We start from the raw sequence: 26,375 nt of genomic DNA, 5'->3' as shown, positions 1-26,375 counted from the left end.
TCTCACCGTTGTCAGGGGAAGGAAACCGCCGATCCCCTAATGCAAAACCAAATAGCCGCGTTGGACGTGCAGCAAATCTTGCGGACAATACTGGCTTTACAATGAGCCGAAAGAACTGCATCGTTCGGCAACATAGGCTGACTTTTGATCGGAGGTGGTCATGCTTCGCTTCCTCGCGTGCCTTCTGTTCCTCGTTCTGGGCAGCGGCACAGACACCTTCGCAGCCTCCTGCGCCAGTTTCACCGGCAGCACCATGGATGTTGGCGGTTTTCCCAAGGCGCAGTGGCGTACGGACTACCCGGCCGCTGCCGCAACGCCCACGATGCCGTGGAAAGGTATCGATTTCCGGGCCGAACCAGCCCGCTACATGGAGGCTGTCCTGTCGACAGCGCGCTCATCTTTCAGCCGATCGGGTATGGCGCTCGTTGGGACCGGCGCTGAGGAATGGTGGACTTCTCTATGGCTCGACTACACCACCAACGGTCGCGAGCCACTGATGGGCCTGACCAAAGAGCGAGGGCCAGATCCAGGTGATCTTTCACCGACTAGCAGCGGCGGCTTTCAAGTCTGGGCGGTCGGCTTCTATAACGCCCCCGGCGCGACGGTGCTCGGCCAGGTCTTTGCAGACCCTTGCGTGCCGTCTCTGCCGCAGAGCCTCAATTTTCCCGAAGGAACTGTGTCGGTGAAGTTCCTCTTTACCGACGCCGATCCGGGAGAGGTGGCCCATCTCGTCGGCGCGCCCTCCTACGAGGCGATTATCGATGCCGCCGGCACCGGCGGCATGAACCCGCCTCCGCCGGTGGAGAGCCGCCAGAAGCGCACCGTGCGCCTTCTGCAGGTCGACATTTCCGTAAAGGATGCAGACGCCGCCGAGACGGGATGGATTTTCGGCACCTTCGGCTGGATTGGCCCCATCACCGGTGATGGTCTCTTCGACAATCTTGTGCCGGTGTCGTTGCAGTGGGGCAATGACCCGGAAATCTATGACCAAGCTATCGCCCAGAGTTGGATTAATCCCGATCTGCATATGAAAATGTACGGATGGGGCCAGCGCCTGACCCTCGGTTTCAATGGCCGGGCCAACGGACCTGCCGATAACATCAGGTCGTCGTGCCTCTCATGCCACGCCGCCGCCCGCACGCCGCGGTCTTCGTTGGGTATTCTCGGCTTCACCTTCAACATGGCCAACATCGGCGATCCCGCAAAGGTCAAGCAGCACGTCGATGTATGGTTCGACAACATCAAGAGCGGCTCGCTGTTCCGGCCGGACGAGCCTGCCGTTTCGGCGCTCGACTATTCCCTACAGGTGGAGGCGGCCATTTACCGGATGTGTCGTGCCTGCCGCCTCGGCGACCTCCCGGGAGACACCCCGCCCGTTTGCATCGCGGCCAAATTCTATACGCCGCCGCAATGTTCGCCTGGGATCATGCCGCTTGACGCCGCAGGCAATGTTCTTCGCGAGCAGATGCAGGCTGATCCTCCACCACGTCAGTAGGCGGATCGGGCGAACAGTCGTCTTCCATCTCGAGACTGCCAGGTCTGAGTCCAGCGCTTCGCGGTGTGGCAAGCCACAGCCCAAACGAAGCACTGCGGCCTCAAAGCCCTCGGCTCTGCCTCTGATCAGATCGCAGCGGACCAACGACGCCTTCGCGGTCCTTGAGCAACTGTGTTGCCTGCAAGGCAAAGACGACCGAGCTTTCATTGCTCGTATTGCCGACCTCGACAGTGCCGGCCCTACTGACAAATGCGACGCTGTCGTTGATCAGCGTCTTCCCACTCCCCTCGCGCAGCGCCACCGCGCGTATCTCGACCCCGGCCCCGACGACCGCGATCACGACAAGCGGATCGTCGGTGGCCTTGATCCTCGTTCCAGAATGCGGCGCCAGCGACAGGAAGCGCGAACCGACGAGGCGCGTCGGCAGCTTGTCCAGGCCAAGTCCGGCATTGCTTAAGGCGGCTCTAAGCCACGTCGTGACCTCCTTCGAGAGCAGACTCAATGCGACCGCTGCAGCCGCCTCACCGAGATCGGCTTCCCGTACCTTGGCCTTGGGTCCCTTTGACGCCTTGAACATCCGGACCTCTACATCATTCGCAACGGGCTGGCGCGCATCGGTGGGTAGAAATGACGGCTCGATCCCCAGCGCTTCGCAGATACGCGAAACGGTCGTCCAAGTCGGACCATCACTTCCCCGGCCGTTCTCGATCATGCTCAGCGCATTCTGCGATAGGCCGATGCGCTTGGCGAGTTCGTCTTGGGTTAAGCCCTTCGCCAGCCGCGCCTGTTTGAGCGTCAGTCCGAGTTCGAGCGATGGGGCGGTGATTCCATCCCCAGCAGAGAAGCCAAGCTCGTTAACGACGCGGTCAAGCGACGTCCGCTTCCGGGCGGTTGATCCGTCATCGGGAGTGGCGAGGATGCAGCGCCTAGCTGCCATTGCAACATGCGGCGGCCAGTTACCTGGTAGGCGTCGCCATCACTCTTCTGCCGCGCAGCTACCACGCCGGCTTCCAGCGGTGGCGTACGTGAGGACATTAAGCGACTAGCCCAAAGAAAAGGAGGCCGCTTGTAAGTTTAAATCCTACGCCAAGCTCGCAGGCTCAGACGCCGGTGACAGACTGCTGAAGGTTGACAGGACACGTAAGGCGGACAGTCCAGCGACCAGCATGCGGGGAATTTGTTGAAGCCGTGGATTGACAGTACAAAACAAGTGGCGTTGAATGAGTATTCTCTAAAAGCCAATAGCCGTGGCGCTCTACAAAAAGGGCGGGCAGTTGAAGTACCGATTTCAGTCGAACCATCGCGGAATCAGCGGGGCTGGGTCTGCGTCGTCTTCATACGACCTATAACGCTGAGCTTACTACATCCACGTCGCTTCGCGCCAACTTGGTAGTGCGTCGGCGAGATGTGAGTCTTATTGCCGGGTGACGACTCTGAACACTCTCCGCTGGACGGGGAACAGAGGGGGCGAAGATATCACAAAGCGGGGGCGCGCGGGATGGTAGATGAACGCGAATGGCTGAACGACGACACGGACGACGGCGCACGTTCCGATCGACGGAATTCGAGCGACTTACGTTCGCCCCTTTCAGGCAGTCACGAGAGAGCAAAGCTTGGCGGCGTCACGAGGCGCGACTTTCTCGTAGGTAGCAGCGCCACTCTCGTCGCTACGCCGCTTGCCGCAGCCGGAGCCGGAGCCCAAGATTATTTCCTTGATGTCGCCTATGAGGATAGGACGCGCCGCGGCCTCGTTATTGCTTGGTTTGAAGCAGGCAAACGCTACGCCTGGACGCTGCACACTTCCACTTTCACAGATCCAGATCTGCCGAATGGGGGCGGTCGCTTCGTGCTGCGCCGCACAAATGATGGTTGGCGCGCCGACATCGCACAATGCGCGTTGCCCGGCAGCTACAATTTTGCTCTGCGCATCGAGCTGAAATGGGATCCGGCATTCGATCCGCTGAAGGTGGGGGCCGAGCCGCCTTCTATGTCCCTCGTCCTGCGTCGCGACACAGACGTTCGCCTACAGATTGGAAAGGATCTGATCGAATTCCTGAAAGCCGACCCAGCCAATGGCATAGATGAAATCGGGGCCGACCTTGGCAAATCTCAACTCGCCGATCTGACGAAAACGCTGTTCGGGGGCTCGTTCGACGTCAGCAAAGCGAGCCAGAGCAGCCTCGCTTTTCACCGTGAGCTTTACTGGATACTGCGGGCCGGAAAAAAGCTGGCACGCGGCGAACAAGAGACGGCGGTCTCCAAACAGAGCCGCTTCCGCGCCTTGTCGGACGAAGGTGTGTCGCTTCAATTTCGTGAATGCATATTCACGGTTTTTTCCGGCAGCAAGGGATCGGACGCGACGAAGGCTTTCATCCTCAATGAGGACGCCAAGGGCGAGGAACGGCAGGATGTGCGCGCGCTTTTTTCCGGCGATGGCGCACCGCCAGCGCCGGACAGCACTCTGTCGGACCCGCCCGATGGCGCAGTAGGCCCGGCCGCAGTCACGTCTGAAGATGAGCGGCGCCTCGCGCCGCGAGTGCTGTATGCACTGGTCCGGCACGATGCCGAGCAGACCAAGGCCAATCCTGCGGATGCCTGGACCGGTACGCTTGCGCTCGGTCGTCATTCGGGCGGAGAGCGCGGCACTCTCGCAATCCAAGAAGGCGGGGATCCTTCGTTCCTTGGGTGGCGTAATCAGGGCGATCAAAGACCCGTCTTCGCCTTGCGTATGTTCGGGATGACACTCGATCTGCGCCGTGAGCAAGCTGCGGAGCCGAGCCGGTTTAGTGATCTTAAGGGGATGCTATGGCATGCCCGTGGTGAGGACGACAAACTCCGGCTGATCGCCTCGCTGACGCCCACGAAGCGCAAGATGCACATTGAAACGTATTTCGGCCGGTTCACTGTTGCACCATTGCCGCCAATAGCGCCGCGATCGGGCGTATCCGCGCGCGTGCCGTCGATCCGGATCGGAGGCACAGGCCCAAAAGACACCAGGACGCTCAACCATTTTGCCGCCCCGCTCGCGCTAGAGGAGGCTGCCATTCCGCTCAGCAGCGCCCGCCTCTCCGAAATCGCGCGCCAGCGTGCCACCGGAGGGGATGTTTCCGTCGCTTCGGCTGCGGAACGTGCGTCGCGATTGTTCAGCCACCTCACGTTCACTGAAGCGGAATGCCTTTTCCACATCGACAAGCTTGCGAGGCGCTTTGCATGGATAGGCGCTCTCGCGCCGTCGACCAACCCACCGCAGGCTGAGGCTCTCGTCCACATCGGGGCGACAAAAGCGTCGAACGACCTGCCGTTACCGGCGCGGCTGTCGCTCAGTGCTGCGTCGCTACTGGTTCGCCGGCCCGCCGACCTTCTGGCCCTGAAATATCGCTTTCAGGGTCTGCTGCTCGAATATTCCGGGTCCGGATGGTGGGTGGTGCCCGATCGGCGGATCGCCGCGTTTGTGCCGAGGGGCGAGCCGAAGCCTGTCCAGGACGTACCGCTGGTCTGCAATGACACCGCTCTGCCTGCCAACGATCCCGACCGATACGAAACGCGTCAGGATCCGCGGCCGCTGCTGGTCGTGGAGTTTCCGCCGCAGCATATCGCCGAGCGGACATACCTGCGTCAGTTCAAGGCGGAGCCAGAACTTCCGCTGCCGCCAAAGGGATCCGAGGTCACCGAAGCTGAAGCAGAAATTCTGCGCTCGGCCGATGAAAATACCCGGTTGAATAAGCGGACCGACGACATCGCTAGAAGGCAAACGGCTGGAATGTCGGCGAATGACCCGTATCTGAAGTTTTTCAACGATTTCCAAGTTGCAATCGACGAAGCCAACAAGCGTGACAATGTGATCAAGGGGTGGAAATCCAACATTCCCAAGGATCAAAGGATATATGTCGGGCCTGCCTACCTTGATCTCGAAGCAGCACGGGTCGCGCGTCAGCTGGCGCGGAAGTTGGCTACGCCCAACGATCTGGGCACGAGCGCGAAACGGGCGCAGGCTCTCAGAATCGTGCCCGAGGTGGAAGTTCCTGAGACAATCATTGCCAACCTCAGAAAGGACTACGATGTCTACGCGGATATCAGCGAGGGCTTTCCCGAACCTCCCGTACCGCAATCACCTGCGCCGCCTCCCACCGATTCGAAAGATCGGGACGCCTATTTCACTGCGCGCGAAGAACTGCGCGAACGCCTTGATCCGCGCTATGCATCCTTCAGTAAGATCTACAAGGCAGCTGCTGGTGTGCCAAAGCCGCTGCGTGGACGACGCAATCTGATTGCGGAGGTTGAATTAAAGGCGAATCCAGTAGTGGCCGCAAAAGCGGTATTGGCGGTTGTTGCCGATTTCGACACGAAGAATCCGATTGACGAACCGTACGAGATTCCGACCGAGGCGCGTGTCTCCGGTACCTCACGTCTCGTTTTTCGAATACCGGCTGACGATTTTGAAGGCGGACGGCCGGACTCGCGTGAGGGAGCGCCTGCCGGTGCATTTCCATTCACGATCGAGGCGTTGACGAACTGGGGTGCCTTCGACCTAGCCGTTGTTAGGCGAGCCGAGAAGGTGTTCGAGCCGCTCGTCGGGGCACCGGATACTATGGATGGAGACGCCGCGGAGGCAGCCGCCCAGGATATCGCCAACGGTCGGTTGCCTCCACGCTGGGCGCGGCAGGAAACGCGCGACGAGACGGCACGGCTCCTGTACCAGGGAATCTCGCGCGGCGATGCATGGGCGGTGCGCCGTGACGAGCAGCGATCGCTGACCGGTGCAACCGACTGCCCGCGACCGCTCGCGCGGCTCGGCTCAGTGACAGGGCCGCAGCGCTTGGCGGAGATCGCCGCGCGCGTGCAACCGCCGAGCCTTTTTGAAACCTCTATCGAAATACCGTTCCGGCTGATGCTCTCGCCCGCCCAGGATGCCGCATGGCGAACGCCACTCGGATTGCCGCCGATCGCCAAGCTGACGGAAGCGAAAGACCGGGGATGGGCGCAGGGCGCGCCGGTACCGCTGTGGTTTGCCCAACTCGATGAGGCCGCGGGTTCCTCCAGCATGCGTGCGGTCTGGTCGCCGGATTTCCGGCCGGAAGCACTGCTCGATCCGAAACTCGGCGGACCGCCGCACGGCCCGTGGGCTCCGTGGGCAATGGCGCGAGAAGTTACGGCACGCGATCCGTACGGCGAAACAGAGAAGGTATGGTCGCTGTCGGGACAGGAGCCCGATCCGCAGGAAATTGTACCAGAACGCTTCCGCACCGGGCTTGATGTAGCAGACCGGCACGAGTTGGTGGCGCTGACCTCGCTTTATGGGTTGCCGGTGCGCGGGCGGCGCAAGGAGGACGGCACTCTGGCGGACGGCAGCCAGATCAATCCGCCACCCGGCTTCAAGCTGCGCTACGCAGCAACCGAGGCGCTCAAGGACGGTCAGCCGGAGGACGACTATTCCGCAATCTATCGCCCGCAACCGCTCGGTGTGGGCGAACTCACGTTGACCGCTCTTGGCGGCAGCTTTGACGCCGACACGAATTTCGTTCCCCCGGCATCCGCCAAGATCGTAGCGGTCGGTGGGTGGGCGAAGGCGCATAAGCCCGGAGATCCGCTTTTTGACGCGTTTTCGATCGAGCGCTGGCAGCAGAATACCCGGCTCGGCCGGGATATCCGCGTCGAGGTCGCCTACAAGGGCTTTCTCTTTCCCCTAGGTCACCGCGCATCGCTGGTAAAACTGACCGAGCGTCGCTTCACGATGGGACCAGGTGGCCTCGCTGCCGGTCCGGTCGCATACTTGGTGCAGCGCTTCTTCCTGCGCATCGGTACCCCGATCAAGACGTTCCCGGCGCTGGCGCAACCGAATGGGGGGCGGCGCTGGCCGGTCGAACTGCTGGAAATCCTCACGCGAGTCACGCCGGATATCCTCGATCCTGCGGATGCCGCGCCCTCTGATACGGCGAAGCGGTGGGAGGAGGCGGGGAGCGGCCGCATCTTCCTGCGCGAGAACAAGAACGACAGGCAGGTGCTGCCGGGTCTTGTTTTCTGGCCAAGGGTGCGCGCGCGAGAAGGCGGTGAGGTCAATTTCGAGCTGCAGATCGATTCCCGGGGTGCACGCACGCGCCTGCCGCTGATCTTCGTGGACAATACGGCGGCCAACGACGAGCGCACCATGCGGGTGCTGAAGGACGAATATAATCTCCTTTCCAACGGGACGGCCGTTGACGAGCGCCGTATCCTGCAACTTGGCGGCAGCAAGCGCCGCTATGCCCCTGAGAGCGAGCCGGACGGCACCAGTTTCGAAACCCGGCGATGGGTGATCGAGGCCGAGGGACGGGAAAGTGCTGCACCAAGTATCAAGGACACTGAACGCCGAATTGTATTCGACAACAATTTCTTTGACTTCGGGCCGCTGTTGCAAGGCGTTGACCAGCCTCCGTTCTATCCTGTCATGGCCGAGGGCCTTGTGCGTATCGCGCAAGTGGATAGGCTCGTCGGCCGTCCGACAGATGAGATCGCGCTGTTTTTCGACGCTGAATATAGGGCCTTCGGCTTTCCCGAGGCCGCAACGCTCAAGGATCCGAAGGGCGGACCGCTGGATCCAGCTGCGAAGACCGACGTGTATCTTGATTTTCGAAATCCGGTCATGCTCGATCCCAAGGAGGGAGGCGACCGCACCGGCGGCGCGGTGCGCCCTAATACCGCGCTCGTTGCGATGTCGCGCACACGCGGGCCTGTCGGCAACAACAACTATCACGCTTCTCTGAAGAAGTTTGCACTGTCCGATCTGCCGCCCGCGTCCACAGGACTGGACAAGCCGGAGCCAAAGACATTTTTCGGGGATGCCACCATTCTCGGTATCCTCGACTTGAAGCAAGCGATCTCGTTCCTCGGCGGCGGCCTGTCGAGCGCGCCACAGTTCCGCGAGGTGGCGCAATACACGTCGGCACTCCTCACCGATCTGACGCAGGGGGGCGATGCGGGAGCGGCCGTCGCGAAGGTGCGCGACCGACTGCTGGTCCCGATGCGGGAAGCGCTTCTGACTCTCGCCCGGCAATTCTTCGACGCGACCAAGCAGGATGCCGCCACCGTGTTCGAGGAGAATGCGGCGCTCGCGCGTATCGAGCGGCTCTATCCCGATGTAGGCCGATCGTATCGCGAACTCAGAGACGCGCTCGATGATGCGATCTCGTCGAGCGAAACGACGCGCGACATCGAGACGTTGCTTGCGTCCTTCGCCGTCATCTATGGCGCAGGCCGGCGCTTCGTTGCCGCAATCGAGCGTGTCGCCAACGATCCGCTCGCGCCCGTGCATGAAGCGTTGCGTGAGGCGTTCAACAAATTCATCGGTGACGTCATCGCACGGGCCGCCTCGCTGCTTGAGGGCATCACGCCAGATCTGGAAGAACTGAAGCAATTCGCGACCCGGTTGAGCGACAAGCTCGCGGCGCTTTTCGCCGATTCCGCCTTCCGGGCCTGGCGTCACCTCGTGTTCGCGCTGCCCGGTACGCATGCCATCGTCTTGAGCTTCCCAGACCAACAGGACGCAGTCGATAAGAAAATTCAGGACATACTCGTGAAGGCCGCGGCGGACGCCGATTTCTTCGGTGTGTTGCTGGCTAAAGGTCCTGAGGACGCCGCAAAAGTTCTCGGTAAAACATTCAACGATGCGTTGATCGAGGAGATCAAGAAATCCGGTCCAATGCAGGCGGCGCTCACTGCCGCATACAAGGATTGGAAGGTAGCGGTTGGCAGTACGGCCGATCAGGAAGCCGAACGCATCAAAGGCCTGATGTACGACGCCGCCACCGAAGAGTTGCGGGCGCTGCTCGTGACTGCGCAAAAACTCGCTGGGCACGCCGAGCCAAGCATTAGTAACCTCATAGGCGATTTGAAGGACACAACGGCAGCGGCTCTCGATCTGATCCGGCCGATTGTGGACGACAGCCTGGCCATGGTCGTCGAGCTGTGCGGAAAGCTTGCGGCGATCGTCAAAACAACGATCGACGCAGTCAAACTGCCCTCGCCAAATGACGTCAATACCGCGCGAACTGAAATGGGCAAGGCCTTCGACGCGGCCGCCAAGGCGGTTGCGAAAGTCGGCATAGATCCCGAAGAGGTGAATGCAATCGCAAGGGCTCTCGATGGCGATCTCGGTACCCTGGTTGACGTGCGCGACGCGCTGCAGCGTGCCCTTGACCAGCTCCTTCAGTTGCAGGCGGACGTTTGCAGCACAACTCCAGACCGCCTGCGGCTGGATGCCTTCGCTGCCCTTGGCAGAATGCGCAGCACGCTCCTCGACGCGCTCCATGGTTTCGTTGCCGGGGTTGGCAGCCCGCACTTCCGCGCAGCCGACCTGAAGGCGTTGTTGGCGAAGATTACCGGCACCAGCGCCGAAGCCGACGACGCCCGTAAAGCCGTGATCGACGCGGCCAAGAAAGCGAGCACAGTGGTGATCGCCCTGTGCAAACTGGCTCGCGACGCGACCGCGTTGCGCCAGACCACCAATGCAGACGGCCCGATGAAGAAAGTCAGGGATGATCTGGTCGGGCTGAGCAATTCCAAGCTCAATGGGATCATTGCGATCATTGACGGCGCGACAAACGATGCGATCGCGCTCAAGGTAATTCTCGATGGTGACGGCGGAGCGAATATCGGCATCATCAAAGCGCTGGAAAACAAAGTCGCCGAGGCGGTCACGCCTGCCAACGCGCAAAAGTACTTGGACGAATTGCTCGCGAAGGTTCTCGAAGTTCCGGACATCATTGACGCGATCCAGTCGAAGATCGTTCAAGGGCTAGAGCAGGCCGTCCTGAAGGGTCTTGGTTCATTCCTCGTGGCTGGCGAGCCTTACCTCCAGCAAATAGTCCTGATCGCGTTCCAGGGCCTCAGCCCGGTGTTCAGGTTCTTGAGCGGCGCCCAGACTGCCCTCGTTGACGCGCGCAAGACGGTTTGGGAAGCCTTGGGGGGCAGCAACAAGGACGCGGGCGGAACCACGCCGATAGGCGATGAACTCAGCCAGCTCACGTTCGAGAAAGTTCGTGCCCTGCTGCTGGTAGCGTGCGACCCAGCCCCAAGTTGGCCTGGTCTGACGTGTTTGCCGACCCCGCACGTTCCCGAGGAAGACTTCCTTACGGCTGAGAAAGTCGAATTGGACGGGCTGGCAACCGTATTCGCCTCGAACGATCCGAATAAGTTCGACGCGGTCGTCTTCACGGCGCTTTCCGACCTGTTCGGACTGTGGAGCAGCAACCGAGGTTCGACACAACGGCTCGTAAAGCAACTCGCCGATGCGTCTGCTGCAGTCCTTAGCGGCGATCTTAAGCGCATTGTCGACCTCGAGGGAGTACGGAGCCGCATCGAAGAGAAGCTCAAGGAGTTGGTGCCGGCGAGGATCCTGCTCAACTACGACATGCAGGCGCAGCTTGAGGATTTTCCGGCCAACAAACCGATTTTCCTGCCGCGACCGGGAAGTCAGATCACGCTTTCGGCAGGTGCGGTCTACAACCTGCTTGAGCCTACGGTACCGCCGCGCTTCCGGGCGACGTGCAAGATCGACCCCTTCGATATCAACCTGTTCGATGTCGTGACGCTGATGTTCAGCAGTGCGCAATTTGTCAACGAAAGCGGCAAAGGCTCCGATTTCGACATCCTCTACAAGGATTTTGAGCTCGGTCCGAACGCCGCTTTCCTGAAACCGCTGCAGGCCTTGATGAATCCCGGCGGCAGCGGACCGTATGTGCGACCCAGCAGCGAAGTCCCGGGCATCGAGGCGGGCTATAGCCTCGATCTCGGCATAATCTCGATCGGCACGGTCTCGTTCATAAATGTTTCCATCAACGCAGCTTGTGTGCTGCCATTCAACGGAGCGCGCGCGACCTTTGTAGCCTCGATCGGGCGCGAGGATGGACCGGTACTTCTGTCGATCGCGCCATACATTGGCGGCGGGTTCCTCGCCCTCTATGCGGATGCGCAAAGGCTGATTGGGTTTGCGGCTTCGTTCGAATTCGGCGGCGGCGGTGGTTTCAAGTTCGGTCCGTTGAGCGGACAAGGCCGCCTCACGACAGGTATCTATCTGCGCAAGATGTCAAAGTTGAATGGCGAAGACGACTGCGTCATCGAAGGCTTCTTCTATGCGGGCGGTGAGGCCCACATCGCCTGCTTCGCGATCAGTGCGACGCTGATGGTTCGCATATCGCATCGGCAGGGCGGCAGCATGCAAGGCTCCGCAGTCTTCACCTTCTCGTTCTCCATCGGTTTCGCCAAGCTGCGCTACCAGGTCGGCGTACAGAAGAGCATGGGACCGGGAATGTCCGGGAGCCGCAGCGTGGCCGCTCTTGTCAGCCAGGACCTACGGCTTGCCGATGACGCGAAAGCTCTCCCCGCGGCCGTCGTGAGTTGCGCGGCCAAGGCGCAGCAGGAGGATTGGCTCGCCTACCAAACCTATTTCGCCACCGACGTCGATGGATTCCCCGCATGACCGTAGCAATCCCAGTCAACATTGCCGCACAAGTTGTTGCTGCCGGAATTTATGGAAAAAAAGCGCGTTTCACGGTTGTGTTTGTCCCGGTTTATGACAAGGACGCGAAAAAGTACGACCTTGCGGACTGGCCAAAGTCGGTCGAAAAGCTGCTGAGCGACAGCGCCGGTATCGATGTCATCCCGCTTGGAAAGGATGAAAGCTGGCGGACCGACGGCATATTCGACTCAAAGAAGATAAAGAAGCTGGCGAAGGACAAGCTGCGACGGATTGGCCCAGTTGCGGATATAGAGAAGCTGGTGGGGTACTGGCGAAAGGTGATGGGTGGCGACGAGGGTTTCGAAGCTCTCAAGAGTGCACTGGACCCGGCCATCAGACCTGCGCTGAGAGATCCGCTCGAAGCAGCGCTTCGTGATCCCGAGGGACCAGGACCATTTTCGGACAAGGTTCCCGATATCCATGGAACGTGGCGCGACAAGGGAGTGAACGAGCTTTCGTTCGAACGTGCTGCGCATACCGCGGCGACGCTAAGGCGCGACTCCATCGACACAAGGCCACAGGCCAGGCCCGCCGATGCGCTGAGCTCTCAGATCAAGAGTTTAAAGAACCGCATCGGTCCATGGCCGAAGACGGTGCCGCTAACGGACGCGCGCCTGGCAGCCGTCGCCGAAGACGAAAAAGCCTACGAAGACTTGAGAGACAGCCGCATTCAGGCCGACGAATTTGCATCGGCACGAAAGACTTATCAGGAGAGCAAATCTTCCAAGGACGCGATCGACGCCTTGCTCGGCAAGCATGGCCTGCTGCTAGCCCGGACGCCCCTGGCGACGGCCCTCCATTTCAGCGATTCAACTACCTTCACCGACGCGAAAAAGAGAAAGGACCTCAAGCCCGTCGTATCCAAGGAGGCAGGCGCCGCGTACCGCCTGGCCTCGCGAACGCCGCCGTTCGATGGCGGCGACATGGTCCTCGCCGCCGATCCGGTAGCGGTCGAGTTCGCACGCCGGCGACTGTTTGCCCTGCAAAGCAACCCTTCTCTCGGCCGGCTGTTTCGTTTTGTTGTCGATTTTGACTGCGACGTAAGTGCGCTTGTAGATAAGGACGTGGCGGGCGGCGCCTACGCGTACCCCGAAACGGCGCTCGACCGCGATCCCACCGGTCCCTCTGAGCTTCCTGCCCCGGCACAGCAGCAAGCTCGCTTTCTGCTTCATAGGCTTGCGACGGCAGACGGAGGCTCGCGGCTCTGGAGCTCGGCTAAGCTGCGCGCGCCCGCTGACAGCAAAATGAAGAACACTGCGGGCCATTTCCTGCTCTGCACGCGCGAAGAGATCGACGCCCGCGTCAGGAACAATGCGTCCGACGGACGAGAACTGGCCGTCTTTGAGCAGATCGACGGTATTGTCGACCTAGGCCAACAATGGCTCGCGGAGAACCGGTATCAGATCGTCTCTCTCGATCCTGTGCTGGCCCTCGGAGGCGATGACGCCAAGGAGAAGCGTCGGGCGGAAAACCAGACGACGCTCGACGATCCCAAGAATTCCGACCTGCTGCCAAAAGTCCGTGACGAGTTGGCCGACAAACGACTGGGCACACAGCGCGGCGGCGGCTTGGCTTTGACCGATCGATGGCGGCAGTTGCACGGTATCGCCCGCTTTCTCGACTCGACGGCTCAGCGCAGCCAGTTTGATCCGAAAGTGAAAGACGGCACCGTCAATATCGTTCTCGACGCGTCCGACTTGACTGCCGGATACAAGCTCGATGTCGGGGTTCGCCAGAACGACGATATCTCAAAGGGTCGAAACTATTGGCACACATTGATGCATCGCGCGGTCCGGTACTCACCAACCAACAATGTCCCGGCACATGTCCCCGCCGAAGATTTCAACCGTGAGATTACCAGGCACTATCCGGATCCGGACGCCCGCACTGACGCTGACGACGCACAGCTGCAAGCGCCGTGCGCCTTGCGGGATTGGCTCGGAGAGAGCGATACGCGCACGCATACGACAGTTTTTATGGAGGAAATCATCGGCACTTGGCGCGGCAACCCGCTCGGCCTTGCCTGCGGCGTCGAGAGCCACCAACTCAGCCCTGATGATCTGCGTATCGACATCAGCTACGACTTGCCGACGGCTGCCGCCCTGACGCCGCCGCCTCTGCGTTTTGGTTGGCACTATCACTTCGGATTGCGTCCCTTTTTCGCTGGAGGCGTGTCCCTCCCCCTCAATCGCGCCGTAGGGCACTACGAGAAGAGTCGCGACGGAGAGCTAGCTCTGCCGAAAGCGGCCAAGCATGGAACTCCGCTACTTCGATACGAGAGGCTTGAGTCTCCTGCGGTTGCGATACCCGATTGGCTCTTCGGCGACCTCACGAGCCAAGCGACCTACACGAAGGTTGCGCTCAGGGGCCGATTCGCCGTCCCGCAAGCGAGCCGGATGTTGATCCGAAGCTTCGACGACCCCGTCAATCGCCGTATCGCCGATGTACCAGACGATCTAGCCAAGCAAGCCCGCCTGGCTGGCGTGGGGTTTGATCGTCGCGTCATCTTAGCGCCAGCCGTGACGCTTGATTTCGCGGCGCTCCACGATGCATTCCGCGGCAAGAAGGGCAAGGACATCGAGCGGGGGATCAAGGAGCAGGGAATAAGGATGTGCGATCCCCGCGTGCTGCTCGATCCGGAGAATTCCAACGACTCGGAAACGACACCGATCGATAAAGAAGAAGAAGTCGTTGAAGAGTTCACGCCCGTGCCGAAACCAATGGATCGCGCGAATACGATGGAAGGATTGCGGCAAATATGGGCGAAGGTGCGCATCGCGTGGCGTCCCTATATCATCGCCTCCCGTCCCCGCGGAGGATTGCAGGGTGTCGATCATCGAGCAGCCTGGGGAGGCTTTCCTGTGTATCGCGCGCGCGCGTCGCGCGGTGCTGGCGAGCCCGTTTCGGGCCAATCCGTAGCGGCCACGCCTGCGTGGATGACGGATGAGGGCGAGATTCTGCATCGGATCAAGACCGCTGGCCCCGAGATATTCAAGAACGACCCCGACAAAAAGCGCACTATTCTCTGGAGTGCCGTGGGCGTGCTGCCGAAAACCGACGGACTGAACGACCGCTCAGGTGCCGCCGTATTTCGGCCGTTGCCAAGCAATCGCGAGAAGGAGGTCGAGCGGCAGCCCTACTACCCCGATCCCGCCGCTGTCACCCTGGTCATTCAGGTTGCGGTCCGCGGAGACGGATTTGAAACAAAGCGAGCGCGCCGCGTCGATACACGATCAGTTGCGCTCTACGCGAAGGAGACGTTCAAAGGCGCCGCTCCGCCCGACTACCCGGATGCCATCCCTGTCGTACTCGACGTTGTGCGCGGCAAGGGCGATGAAAACCTGATCAAGGTCAATACCCAGGTCGAATATGGGAATATCCCGTACACGCCGCCGCCCGGGCGCACAATCCCCGCCGCGCATGTTACTGTGACCCTCGCACCGGGCGAGCAAGCGTCGATCCGCTGCTGGTGCGTCCCCACGGAGGCTTTTCTCACGCACATCTGGGCCGGCACTGCCACGTTGGCGGCCATGGCCGTCGTGAAGGGAAGCAAAACCACGGATGACAAAAAGGTGTTGTCCGTTCCCGACGTCACGCAAGCCTTCAAGGACGGCGTGATGTCTCTCACCTCCCTTTCGATCAGCGACAAGAGCTTCGGAGAGGGCGCCTCCGAAGCGGACTTCGCGGGATTACCGTTGCCGCCTACCGAGCTAATCCGGGAGTTCGCGACGGCCGTGCGCATGCGCATGTTGGAAGAGCCGATTCCAGAGATAGCAGCAGTCACGGAGATCGAAGCGGTGCACGCGGTTGATCTGCCGCAGCAAGCGCCGTTGGCCGTTGCCGGTCAGAAATGGCAACTGCTGAGAGCGAAAACAGAGTTGATTGACGAGATTCTCAGGCCGGTCAAGGACTGCAAAGCGGGCGACTTGTGCATATCAGCCAACTGGACACAGGAAAACCATATGCCGGACGCCGTCGACGTCTTGCTCGACGGATCCTTGACCGTGCACGGGCCGAGCACCGAGGCAGTAGAGATCCGCGCACGGGGCACTGCCGCAGCGCGAGGACGCTTCGATGACGTCGAGCGCGGCCGCTCGCGCGACGACCGCAGCCGCGGTCTGTGGCCCAGGCCGGACGCGCAGGAGCCAATCAAGGCAAAGCGATTGTTTGGATTCGACCCTGCCGAGGACGGGTCGGTGAGCTTCGAGCCTGAAACCGTGACGTTGCTAAGAGTCGAAGGATTTCTTCCAGGCAAGAGCGGCGAGGTCCGCATCAATCTCCTCGACTTCCAGCGCAACGCCAAGGCGATTGAACCGAAACCGAATGAAGAGGTTAAGGCGTCGGATCAGCCGTTGCGCGCCTCCCGTCCCTCGGCGTTTCCCGATGCATGCGCGCGCTGGATCGAGATTTCCGCCGTCGCGATCTCACGCCATGCGGCCGCGCTGCGCACGCGGTACGGGGAGCTCCCGGAAGTTCTCAGCGAACCCAAAGCAATCCAGCCCGGCGCGACCAAAGACGATCAGGAGAAGGCTGAGCTTGCGATCAGCAAAGTGATCATGGACCGGCGATGGCTGCCAGCAACGGTGCGTCCGGCTCGGGTGGTCTCGCTCAGCTCTATCCCGGCATTCGTCTGGAGCGACAATGTGCCGACGCCCCCCAGCGCCAAGATCCCTTCTGTCTTCGTCAGCCGGACGGTGCGGGTGCGCATTCGCGTGCAACGGCCGTGGTTTTCATCCGGCGAAGGCGAGCGGCTCGGCGTCGTGATCTGGCCGCCGAATCTGTTCGACAAAGACGTGGGCAAAGTGTCCCAGGACGTGGTGAGGCCGGAGCCGGCAGACCGCAAGGAGATCAATCTGCGTGCGTTGCCGCCTGACGGCAGCGTCATTCAGGAACTGCAGGATGCTGATCTAGGAATAGGCGGCGCTTGGGTTACTCGCTGGGGGGCCGACCCGATACGAACCAACGGCGCGGTGCAAGGCTGGCTGCTCTCGAAGAATAATTTCCCGGGAGTGACCGAACAGGCGGTGTTTACTAAGCCTCCTGCGGAGCATCCGAAGGATGCTGTGCTTGTGAAAAACGTGCTGATGCCGGTGCCCGCCGATGCCGATGCCGCGGAACTGCGGGCAGCCCAGCCGCCTGGCGGCTTCATGGCGGTATCGATCATCACCTATGCGCCGCGCTTCGATCCGGACCAGGAGATCTGGTACGCGGACATCGACCTGAACCCGTGCGGCGCGGTGTATCCATTCGTGCGGTTGGGACTGGTGCGATACCAGCCGAACGCGCCGCGCGCACTGCAGGTGTCAGAACCGGTTGTCGAGTGGGCGCAGGTCATGCCTGAGCGAAAGCTGAGCGCCAGCGCCAGATATGTCGACAAAGATCGCAAGCAGATCGAGGTCACCGCCACACTTGAGGGAACTGCATCGGGACCCGACGTCAACAATGGTCACCCCGAAACCTCTCCCGCGCAGGCGCCACGGGTGTACTTTTCTCTCCTGCAGCGCCGCATCGATGCGAACGACGCCGTCCCGGACTCCGAGCTTGTTTTTGCAGGACCACAAATCGTTTCGCCGGGTTGCGGTTGTGCAAGCGGGACGGCCGTCTTCCAGATGAGCGATGAGGAGTATCGTAGCTATGAGTGGTCGATCTTTGCAGAGGAAGTGGATCGACTACGGCCGGCGAGTTATTTCGACGAGCCGCGCTACGGAACGATCGCGGATACGAATTTCGTCGATACTGGTCCACGCTTCGCCGCGCGGCTGTCACTAAAAAACTTGAAGGTTCAATGAGCCATTCCAGCCAATTTTCGTACGGGCATCATGGTGGGCGAAGCTAGTTGCTTAATCGATCCCGAAAAAACGAAACAGAAGGGGTAGAATAGAATGCAAATTCGTGACTCAGCCGTTACCCGCACGGCCGGCTTTGAAGGATTTGTCGAGCATTTCTATCTTGATACCGTCGGAATGGTAACGATCGGTTATGGGCGTATGATCCCGACCGCCGATGCAGCCGCGGCCCTTCCTCTCAAGGACAGTGGGAGCGACGCCGAGGAAGACGCCAAACGAGACGAGTGGACGCTCATCAAGTCGAAACCCGCAGGGAAGCCAGCATCCTACTACAAGCAGTTCACGAAACTAACGCTGCTGGAATCGGACGCAAAGGCCATGCTTCGCGAAAATCTCGAGGGATCAGCTTCCGATCTCAAGACTCGCTTCCCGGATCTCGACAGCTATCCAAACGATGCTCAGGACGCGCTCCTTGACATGATGTTCAATCTTGGTTTGCCCAAATTCTCGAAGGCGAAATGGCCGAGTCTCTTCGCTGCTGTTGAGCAAAAGGATTGGATGACGGCAGCTACAGAAAGCAATCGGCCCGATGTGCAAGATCTGCGCAATGAGGCTATCCACGATTTGTTCGTAAGTGCTGCAGGAGCTTCACTTCAACTGCATCTTGCTGCACGGATAGTGAACCAGTCGTTCAAGGATCAGATAGGTCAATTGTCGAGTTTCATTGCCACGGGGCAAGGAATCGAGAAATTCTTCCCCTATGGAATAACGAAGATCAAGCTGGACGTGAAAGCAGGCAGCATAGAAATCAATTTCGAGATAAGTGGCCCAGAGCAAGGAAAGCCTCCTGCCCTCGCAAGACGCGGGAAGTCGTAAATGACTATGAGCTTGTAAACAAGGGTAGTCTAGTTTCTGGATGATCCGGCTTTACGCTCGCGTTCATAGAGGCAGTCCCAAAATGACGGCGGCCGCGAAGAGGATTCGCGGCGCTTAAGTCGACAACTCGCCAAACCGCTATGGGTCTTGAGGGCTTGCGCACACCCCTTGGGGCAAACGATTCCCGGCGTGCAACCCTCTGCCCACTTGCGCGGGTTCATGACCGGGCCCGTTCCGGATGGACCGGGCGGGGTCGAGCGACACGCCGGTCAGGTGGCCGTATCCGAATTGAAACCAAGGAGTCTTACGTCTTCGATTCGGGCGGGCAGATTGTGACCTCGACGCAGGCCCGGACGAGAATGCCTTCATTGCCCCCGCCGTTTAGAGACAGTTTGACCATGTCGATCCCACGCACAGCGATGTCCTGATAGCTATTGGTCCCCGGAACGACTACGTTTGCGACTGTCGCCCCGGCCGAGTTCAGCGCCTGGATGTCGACTCTGCCCGCGAAGGTGCCGATCCGCATCTTCACCTCGGACACGGCAGTAGGGAGATCGATTTCCACTCCTTGGTCAAAGAACTGCAATCCGATCTCAGCAGCTGTCGCATTCGCAAACCACTGGCTTGTGGAGTTGGAGTGGAAGTGAAAACCGCCCAGGTCAAAATCCGGGGGGAATGGCGCGTTATCCGGAATGAAGCTGAAATCCGCACAAAGCGGGCGCACAATTCCCGGCATCAAACCCTCCTTGTTCTGGGCAAAACCAAGCAAATCCACCGATTAATGCCCAAGGTCATGAGGAGGATGAACTCAAGTATGCAACGAGTCAACTAACATCGAAAGGAAAGAATATTCGCGATATATTTTTCTCGCCCACGTCACGGCTGGGAACCTTGCCGTCCAGCCCCAGACGGCAAAATCATCGATGAGACAATATCAAATTGAGCCATCTGGCAATGCAATTGCGCGAACTGGATGTCTATATTATCCGATGATTTGCATCGTATCACTGTTGAAGGACCAACGAAACTGCCTGCCAAACAACGCCTACCTGTCAACACAATTCACCAATACTTTCCCACTCAAACTGCGTCGAAGGCCATCAGCCACGCGTCAGGGAGTTGTCTTTTGGCGCAGTAGCGTTGCAAGCGGCCGCGTGTCTTTTCTCCGCGGCCCAAGCCTAGATACCGAACGGCGTTGCGCCAGTAGATATTCTGCAACTGATCCGGCGTGAAGCCAGCGGGACTCAATTGGGTGTCGAGATTTGCAAGATAATTGTTGTTGTCGAGTTCCTTGGCGATCATGGTCCAGTCGGTGCCGTACATCAGGTGACGCACGTCTGGATCATAGGCACTGCGGAACGCTTCTAAACGGCGGCGGATTTCAGGGCGCTCTTCTTCTTGGCTACCTGGGATAGTCAGTTCACTGAGGTAGGCCAAATCGGCGAACAGGAAGTCACGACCATCGTCCTTGATCGTCTCGCCGATAATGTCCTCCCACACTGGCCCGGAGTACTTATCTGCCTCGCATCTTAGGCCCCGAGGCGCATTGTCCCCGATGTCGAGTGCTTCGTCGAAGCCGCCGAAATGGGCGAGATTGATTCGAAGGCGAGAATATTTCGGAATAGCCAGCAGTTTCCGCCACCACTTGGGGCTTGCACGCTGCCCATAGCCGCAGACTGAACCAAGGCTATTTTCCGCATGCGCCATGATCGGGACATCCTCAGCCGCGCACCAATCGTATAGCTCCATAAGCGCTCGTTCAATGCGCTCTCCACTTGCACCCTTCGGCTCTTTTGGAACCTTGAGATTGTCATTATCAATGGGCTGAAATCCCATCGGCGGATAGAGTTTGACGCCGACGAAGCCGCAATCGCTGATGGCATGCTTAACCAGCTTCAACACGTTGCGGTCTTCTGCCGAGCGGCGCGGGTCGAAGCCCACCATGCTGTGCATGTGCATACCGGTGGTGGATTGCGCTATGGTAACCTGCAGCGCATCCATGACGTCCACTTGTTCAGCGATGGACGAAATTGGCGCCTTGCCCAGCCAACGATGCATATCGAGAAAGCTCGGCGTGATCATCTGCACGCAGCGCTTGTCTGCGAAGACCCGGATATATTCCCGAGCAATAGCCTCGCGGCTGCCAAGCAGAAGGCGGGCGAAGTCTATGTAACGTGCGATTTTCGAACCCTTGCCCTTTAGCGCTCGGGCCACCTCGACCGCTTTGGCTTTGTCGAGCGGTTCTCCACGTGCCTTGGCCGTCACAATGCCGGCTTCGGCGTAGATCTGGTCGAGCAGCGCAGGATAGTCGGGCACGGCCTGGTCGCCGGCGATCGATTGAACGACCTTGTTTGGGGTGCGCTGACTTTGATCAAGTGCAAGCAGAGCATCGGCAACCGCCTCGGTCTGGCGATTTTCCATGTCCTCTGGCTTCTCCATCGGCTGACCGCGGCGCAGATTGGCGGCTTCCTGCTTCGCAGTAATCGTACCAGCACTGAGGATCAGAACCAGCAGCACAACCAGCGCATCGACAATACCGCCGGCCCCGGCAACTTTTAGTCCCGGGAAGACCTCTTCCCGGTGCTCACCGAGCACGACATATCTGACAAATCCTTCAACCGACACGTCCGAAGCATTGAAGAGGTGGCAGTGGACATCGATGATGTTGCCGTGCCCGTCTGCAACGCAGCGTCCTGGGGGCAGCGGCCACGATGCGCAGGCGGGCAGGATCGCGGTGCTTGCTGCACCACCCAGCCACTGCAGCAGCACCCGTCGATTTGGGATGCCCGCAGCGTCCCCAGTCAAGTTGAGCATTGGCCACCCCCAGTCCCCATGCGCGTCGGAAAAGGCCTGTTGTCGATCTATGCAATTGCTCAGCACCCAGCTTCATGAGTCGGTGAGCCATTGGCAGTTCGATGTGATCAATTTGTTTGACATGAACCCCACAATGAAATGCGACGCTCGACTGTAAAACGACACTCTGCCTTCAAAGCGCAGTGTCGCCCCCGACGTCAAATTCCCACTGCCCCAGAACCGTGCCATCACCGTCAATGGTCATCAGGGCCTGGACGACCCGGCCGGCTAGGCGCGCGCAACGTCGCGACCTGACCAATGCTGGCGTTACGATGTCCGCTCGCAGGCGGGTTGACCGACGTGAGGCGGCTCGGCCGAATTGGAGGAGACTATTGAAGATAGTCGGCCTAGGAACGCTTCCGGTACGAGGCGAAGTTTCGTCTGCGAGCCATCCTAGCCGCGAATTTCTGTGGAGCCTTCAAAAACCCCTTCAAAATCCCCCACATGGTACAGGACGCGCAAAGTCTTGAGATAGCTGGGCCGCCCGGAATCCGGCGGCGCAATGGCAAACGTCTGATCAAAGTCCGGGTGACTAGTTGAGGTGACGTGAAGGCGCGTCGACGGACAATCGGCGAGGTTGACAGTAAAATCGCGTGCTGCGTCTCTTGCAATAGGTTCGGTAAGAAGAAAGGACCCAATCGGCGCTTCGATTGTTAGTGTCAGGTCTGGAGACCTGTTAACAAAATGTATGGTCGAAAATTGTACGGGCATGCTGTCCTCCTTTTGAAGTGGACTTCACAAACGCTCCTCAAAAAACATAGATCAACCCTCACGCTGAGGCCATCAAAAGTTGCTAGACATTCGTATATTTCTAGGCTCGCGACCGCGGGAGCTCAATGCGTGCATCGAGCATGGGCAGCATGTAGCATGGACAGAGTACTTCGTCGCCGTATCGTCTGTGCACCAATCTTATGACAACTATGCAGTATTCCCGCGGAACGAGGTCGGTTTTCCCGCATCCTTGTTATAGAAAGGAATATTATTGTTTGAGGCTCCTCAAGACAGAGCCAGAGAATAGCTTGACGGGCCGCGTCAACGATCAAGCATGATTGCCGCACGGTCACGGAGCGTTGAAGATTTCAAGTGGAAATGACAGAGTTTATTTTGGCTGTGAAACGGATTCGAAAACAGGCTGGAGCCCTTCGCGAACCGAGGCCGAATATCTTCTTGTCAATACATATAAAAAGTGCTCAACTTCAACTACCCAGATAGCTTTAGAATTCTTCGCCAGCCTACAGCGAGCAGGGATAGCTATGGCCATCACTTATATTGTGATTCAAGACTACCTTAACAAGATTGCGGCGAAGGGAAACCTTGGTCCCGAAGGCAGCGGACATGGGGTGTTTTGGGACGGCGACTACGCCTCTTTTAGCACTGGAGTCGTGCCTGGCAAGAAGTGCTCGGGAGTGCCGGTGCCAATCCTGAACCAGACCGATCTGGTCAATTCTGCCTTCTACCAGATCCTGAAAGCAGGCTGGTGCACGATGCCGGCGATGCCGCAGATGCCGCGCAAGGGGCCCTACGTGACCGATACGGGCTATTCGATCAAGCTCGACAACGGAACGGTCGTGACCGGCGCGCAAGTTCTTTCCGACATCGAGGACTGGCTGAAGGCAGGGGCACCGGAATTCGGCAGTGTTGGGAAAGGGACATCATGAACCGGAAATTATGGAGCTTCCTGGCATGTACCCTATTCGCGGCCGCACCCGGCCTGGCTCAGGCGGAATGCATGGCGCCGGATGAGTGGTTCGCCGGCGCCACGGTGCCAGAGCCGCTCAACACCGAGCCGCGACGTGGTGAAGAGTGCGAATTCTACCAACGTGCCTGGCAGCACTTCCTCTATGCAACACAGGGCGACTTGGACAACCCCGCCTTCATCTCCTACCCATCCTATACCGATGTGTTCGGGGAGGACCGTAGAGCTGGGCTGTTCGCATCTGTTGACATTAAGGCGCATGCCGGGCCGCACATCATGTCGTTGGCGCCGCGGCTGATGAAGTCTAAACAAGCCAACAATGCCGAAGATATCCTGCAGGCTGGGTCGAACCAGCTGCTGATCGACCAAAACGGCCATCCAATCTTCTACAACATCTTTATGAACAAGGCTTTTGCCAACCTGATCGAGACCAAGAAGTACAACACCGCAGAGCTGCAGAAGGCTGACCCAAAGGAGGAACTGCCTGCTGGTGTAGTTGAGTTCAAGGCGGCCTGGCAGATCGTAGATGAAAAAAGCCCACCAACGGATCGTATCGTCGTAGTGGCCAACGTGCCATGGTTGATTGCCGATCCGAAGAAACCCGGCAAGCTGATTGTCGACGATACGCGCAAGCTGCGACAGGTCTCCGTCGCTTTGATCGGCTTGCACGTCGTCTTCGTCACCGACGAGCACCCGGAAATGATCTGGGCGACTTTCGAGTATGATCGCAACGCTCCATCGAGCGCGGGAAACCCGACCGCCGTCGACGCATCCTATTGCCAGAACTCCGAGGAGCCGAAGGACGACACAATCGTGGCCGACGATCAGCCCTACATGCTTTACCAGACAGGGGCTCAAGGGTCCGATGTAAACCAGAAGCCGCAATCCATCACCGTGACCGACGACGCGATGCAGGTGTTTGCGGTGACGCCGAAGACATCGATCGCCCGCGCGTTTCCGTTCTCCAGTTGCGCGCCAGGGTTCAACCCGAATATTGCTGTGACGGGACTGGATGAGGATGTTTTCGACCTGAACAAGAGTGTGAGGTCAAAGAACAAAAAGCCATGGCTCAGCAGCTATAGCATGGTCGGCACGGTTTGGATGGACGAACCGCGCAATCCGAACGAGGGACTGGCTTTTGAGGAGGGCCAGGCGCTCGACTATTTCCAACTGCGGGGCGAAAATCGGCTGTCCAGCGTGTCGATGGAATCGTTCACTCAGACGAGTTCTCCCAACTGCTTCAGCTGTCATGACACCAACAGCAAGGGCAAGCTCGGCCCGATGCGGATAAGCGTCTCGCATATGTTTCGCAGGTTTTCACTGACCCTGCCGGATCAATAGATTCCAAACGGTCAAGTTCGCGCCCAACGCAAGCGCTCGTAGAATGGATTGAACGCACTGCCTCGCCAAAGAGTGACGGTGGCCAAATTTCTTGAAAGCTAGCGTTTGCTGTGGCGCTCCGCCGCAACAGATCGGCTTTTGACCTCCGAGCGTAGCCGGCTTGTCGACGTCGAGAGGTGAGGCTGTTCAACAATGTGCGTCAAATGCCGCACACCCTGCAGGTTTTAAGCTGCTAATCCTTGCTGCTCACCGGATCAGAAAGCAAGCGCTTGCTTGGAAGTGCGAGCCATACGCATGTGCAACGCTTAGTTTCTTTCCCTCGCGACCGCCCAGCTTCAAGCATCCGATGTGAGATCGCTTCCTGCTGCTGGCGCAGAGGGTCGCTCAGCAACTTGTTGCGCGTGATGTAGCCTGCGTTGACGCCTGGGATCGAGTGGTTCATCAGAAGGTGAACATCAAGCTCCGCAACGCTCGCGGCTTGCGCGATTGTGCGGAACGTCTGCCGCAGGTCATTCCCCCATTTCGACAGATCGCTGCGCTTTTCCTTGTGCTCGATAATGTGACCGCTTTTGCTCTCGGCTGGGAAGAGCCATTCACACGATTGCTTGGCGTAGAGAGATCGACCGATGCGCATCACTCGAACCAGGCACCGGATCATGGCTCTCGAAAGCGGTATGTCGAAGGCTTTGACCTCCCCACCCTTCGGCCTGGGTATGTGCAGGACACGCGCGCGAAAGTCGACATGCTCGACCCGCGCCTTCCTGATCGCCTCAGGGCGATGGCCTGACAGCAGCATGAACAGATGCAGCTCCCGCCGAACAGGATTCTTCAAGGCCGCGAGTTGTGTGAACCATTCCTCCAGATCAGAAAGCCCCAGCGCGGTGTCGCGCCGATGCTCGGCATTCCAGTCTATGGCTGAGACGGGGTTGTCTGCAGGCAGCGTGCGGGCAACCTTGCGAGCATGGTTGTAGACGGCGCGCAGCGTCCGCATACACCCATTGGCGATATAGGCGCCGTTCTTCTTGGTGAGCTTTTCGTGCCGCACAGTCACCAGGGAAGGATCGTCGCCGAGCTTGGAGAGCGGCTCGTCAAGCCAGTCGGCCAACAGCCGCTCGATGTGATCGCGATAGTTGTTGATCGTGCCATCGCTGCGACCTTTGTTCTTCATATGCCCGTCGCGATAGCGCTCCCAGGCTGTGCGCAGCGTGGGGTTCGTGATCGACGGCAGATCAACCGCTTCAGCATCGCCGTCCCGTTTGCGCGTCGAGGCGCGAGGGTCCACGCCGTTGGCGATCTTGCCGAGAATGTCCTTGGCCTTCGCCCGCGCCGCACGCGTTGTAAGTTCTCCGACTTCGGCAACCTTCATGCGGACGGAAAGACGCTTGCCCGCCTTCATTCGATCACCCTGGACAACGAACGTTTTTTTCCGTTTGCCCACGAGCACCAAGAAGCCCTGCAGTTCGGTGTCGCGAGCAAAATATTGGCCCGAAGACGCCTGCTGGAGGCTTGCGACGGCGCGGTCTGTAAGGGGGAGTCGAAGGTCTGTCATGAAATTAGTACGGGATTAGTACGGAAACTGCACGATGTTCGATCTGTTGGTTTGTCTACGCCATCATAGCCCCGAAGTACGAAAAATGCAACAACTTGAGCATGTTAGAACAAGCGAAATCGCACAACGACCGGCATTGGGAAACAATGGGAAAGGCCGTCTGACAAATTCCTAATCTGTAGGTCACAGGTTCGATTCCTGTCGGGATCACCAACGTTTTCAGGTCCATTCTGGACACATAGTGTAGTGCACCCCTCGGGTGAGACAGAGATCAGTAACAGTTCTCC

The 26,375-nt window shown here is 59.3% G+C and carries 11 protein-coding genes; 6 read left to right on the top strand and 5 right to left on the bottom strand.

The window, feature by feature from the left end; all coding sequences use genetic code 11:
* Nucleotides 1-160 precede the first annotated feature (160 nt).
* Nucleotides 161-1,495 carry a hypothetical protein gene (locus AC0L16_RS28195; RefSeq protein WP_473624617.1) on the top strand — a complete coding sequence of 445 codons (1,335 nt, stop codon included), beginning with the start codon at nucleotides 161-163 and terminating at the stop codon, nucleotides 1,493-1,495.
* 100 nt (nucleotides 1,496-1,595) lie between these two features.
* Here AC0L16_RS28195 and AC0L16_RS28190 read toward each other — a convergent pair whose 3' ends face one another.
* Nucleotides 1,596-2,432, bottom strand: a complete 837-nt coding sequence (locus AC0L16_RS28190) for a helix-turn-helix domain-containing protein (RefSeq protein WP_473624616.1) — start codon at nucleotides 2,430-2,432, stop codon at nucleotides 1,596-1,598.
* A 561-nt stretch (nucleotides 2,433-2,993) separates the two neighbouring features.
* Here AC0L16_RS28190 and AC0L16_RS28185 point away from each other — a divergent pair.
* From AC0L16_RS28185 to AC0L16_RS28175, 3 genes are all read left to right on the top strand, one after another.
* Nucleotides 2,994-11,948, top strand: coding sequence for a phage tail family protein (locus tag AC0L16_RS28185; RefSeq protein WP_473624614.1), 8,955 nt, complete (start codon nucleotides 2,994-2,996; stop codon nucleotides 11,946-11,948).
* A complete protein-coding gene (locus AC0L16_RS28180) occupies nucleotides 11,945-17,776 on the top strand; it encodes a hypothetical protein (protein ID WP_473624613.1) in 5,832 nt (1,943 codons plus the stop codon). The genes AC0L16_RS28185 and AC0L16_RS28180 overlap by 4 nt, the downstream gene beginning before the upstream one ends.
* A gap of 93 nt (nucleotides 17,777-17,869) precedes the next feature.
* The gene (locus tag AC0L16_RS28175) at nucleotides 17,870-18,649 is read left to right on the top strand and encodes a glycoside hydrolase family protein (RefSeq protein ID WP_473624611.1); all 780 of its coding nucleotides are present in this window, start codon (nucleotides 17,870-17,872) and stop codon (nucleotides 18,647-18,649) included.
* Between the two features lie 304 nt (nucleotides 18,650-18,953).
* Here the strand turns inward: AC0L16_RS28175 and AC0L16_RS28170 are convergent, their stop codons facing one another.
* From AC0L16_RS28170 to AC0L16_RS28160, 3 genes are all read right to left on the bottom strand, one after another.
* On the bottom strand, nucleotides 18,954-19,424 hold the full coding sequence (locus AC0L16_RS28170; protein WP_473624610.1) for a hypothetical protein: 471 nt from the start codon (nucleotides 19,422-19,424) through the stop codon (nucleotides 18,954-18,956).
* Nucleotides 19,425-19,729: 305 nt separating this feature from the next.
* Nucleotides 19,730-21,463, bottom strand: coding sequence for an amidohydrolase family protein (locus tag AC0L16_RS28165; RefSeq protein ID WP_473624609.1), 1,734 nt, complete (start codon nucleotides 21,461-21,463; stop codon nucleotides 19,730-19,732).
* 432 nt (nucleotides 21,464-21,895) lie between these two features.
* Nucleotides 21,896-22,213, bottom strand: a complete 318-nt coding sequence (locus AC0L16_RS28160) for a hypothetical protein (protein ID WP_473624607.1) — start codon at nucleotides 22,211-22,213, stop codon at nucleotides 21,896-21,898.
* A 542-nt stretch (nucleotides 22,214-22,755) separates the two neighbouring features.
* On the opposite strand from AC0L16_RS28160, the gene AC0L16_RS28155 reads away from it, so the two are divergent.
* A complete protein-coding gene (locus AC0L16_RS28155) occupies nucleotides 22,756-23,160 on the top strand; it encodes a hypothetical protein (RefSeq protein ID WP_473624606.1) in 405 nt (134 codons plus the stop codon).
* Nucleotides 23,157-24,539 (top strand): hypothetical protein, encoded by a 1,383-nt coding sequence (locus tag AC0L16_RS28150; RefSeq protein ID WP_473624605.1) that lies wholly within the window; start codon nucleotides 23,157-23,159, stop codon nucleotides 24,537-24,539. Before AC0L16_RS28155 ends, AC0L16_RS28150 begins: the two co-directional genes overlap by 4 nt.
* A gap of 232 nt (nucleotides 24,540-24,771) precedes the next feature.
* On the opposite strand, the gene AC0L16_RS28145 is transcribed toward AC0L16_RS28150, so the two are convergent.
* The gene (locus AC0L16_RS28145; RefSeq protein ID WP_473624603.1) at nucleotides 24,772-26,088 is read right to left on the bottom strand and encodes a tyrosine-type recombinase/integrase; all 1,317 of its coding nucleotides are present in this window, start codon (nucleotides 26,086-26,088) and stop codon (nucleotides 24,772-24,774) included.
* Nucleotides 26,089-26,375 lie beyond the last annotated feature (287 nt).

The sequence above is a fragment of the Mesorhizobium sp. WSM4848 genome, assembly GCF_055811375.1.
Note: the sequence above shows the minus strand (reverse complement) of the source record. Positions and strands in the feature narration are given on the sequence as shown.

What these genes read in the sequence shown, in the direction of transcription:
- AC0L16_RS28165 (WP_473624609.1), bottom strand. Translation starts at nt 21,463, where the DNA reads ATGCTCAACTTGACTGGGGACGCTGCGGGCATCCCAAATCGACGGGTG.
- AC0L16_RS28155 (WP_473624606.1), top strand. Translation starts at nt 22,756, where the DNA reads ATGGCCATCACTTATATTGTGATTCAAGACTACCTTAACAAGATTGCG.
- AC0L16_RS28190 (WP_473624616.1), bottom strand. Translation starts at nt 2,432, where the DNA reads ATGGCAGCTAGGCGCTGCATCCTCGCCACTCCCGATGACGGATCAACC.
- AC0L16_RS28180 (WP_473624613.1), top strand. Translation starts at nt 11,945, where the DNA reads ATGACCGTAGCAATCCCAGTCAACATTGCCGCACAAGTTGTTGCTGCC.
- AC0L16_RS28160 (WP_473624607.1), bottom strand. Translation starts at nt 22,213, where the DNA reads ATGCCCGTACAATTTTCGACCATACATTTTGTTAACAGGTCTCCAGAC.
- AC0L16_RS28145 (WP_473624603.1), bottom strand. Translation starts at nt 26,088, where the DNA reads ATGACAGACCTTCGACTCCCCCTTACAGACCGCGCCGTCGCAAGCCTC.
- AC0L16_RS28195 (WP_473624617.1), top strand. Translation starts at nt 161, where the DNA reads ATGCTTCGCTTCCTCGCGTGCCTTCTGTTCCTCGTTCTGGGCAGCGGC.
- AC0L16_RS28175 (WP_473624611.1), top strand. Translation starts at nt 17,870, where the DNA reads ATGCAAATTCGTGACTCAGCCGTTACCCGCACGGCCGGCTTTGAAGGA.
- AC0L16_RS28185 (WP_473624614.1), top strand. Translation starts at nt 2,994, where the DNA reads ATGGTAGATGAACGCGAATGGCTGAACGACGACACGGACGACGGCGCA.
- AC0L16_RS28150 (WP_473624605.1), top strand. Translation starts at nt 23,157, where the DNA reads ATGAACCGGAAATTATGGAGCTTCCTGGCATGTACCCTATTCGCGGCC.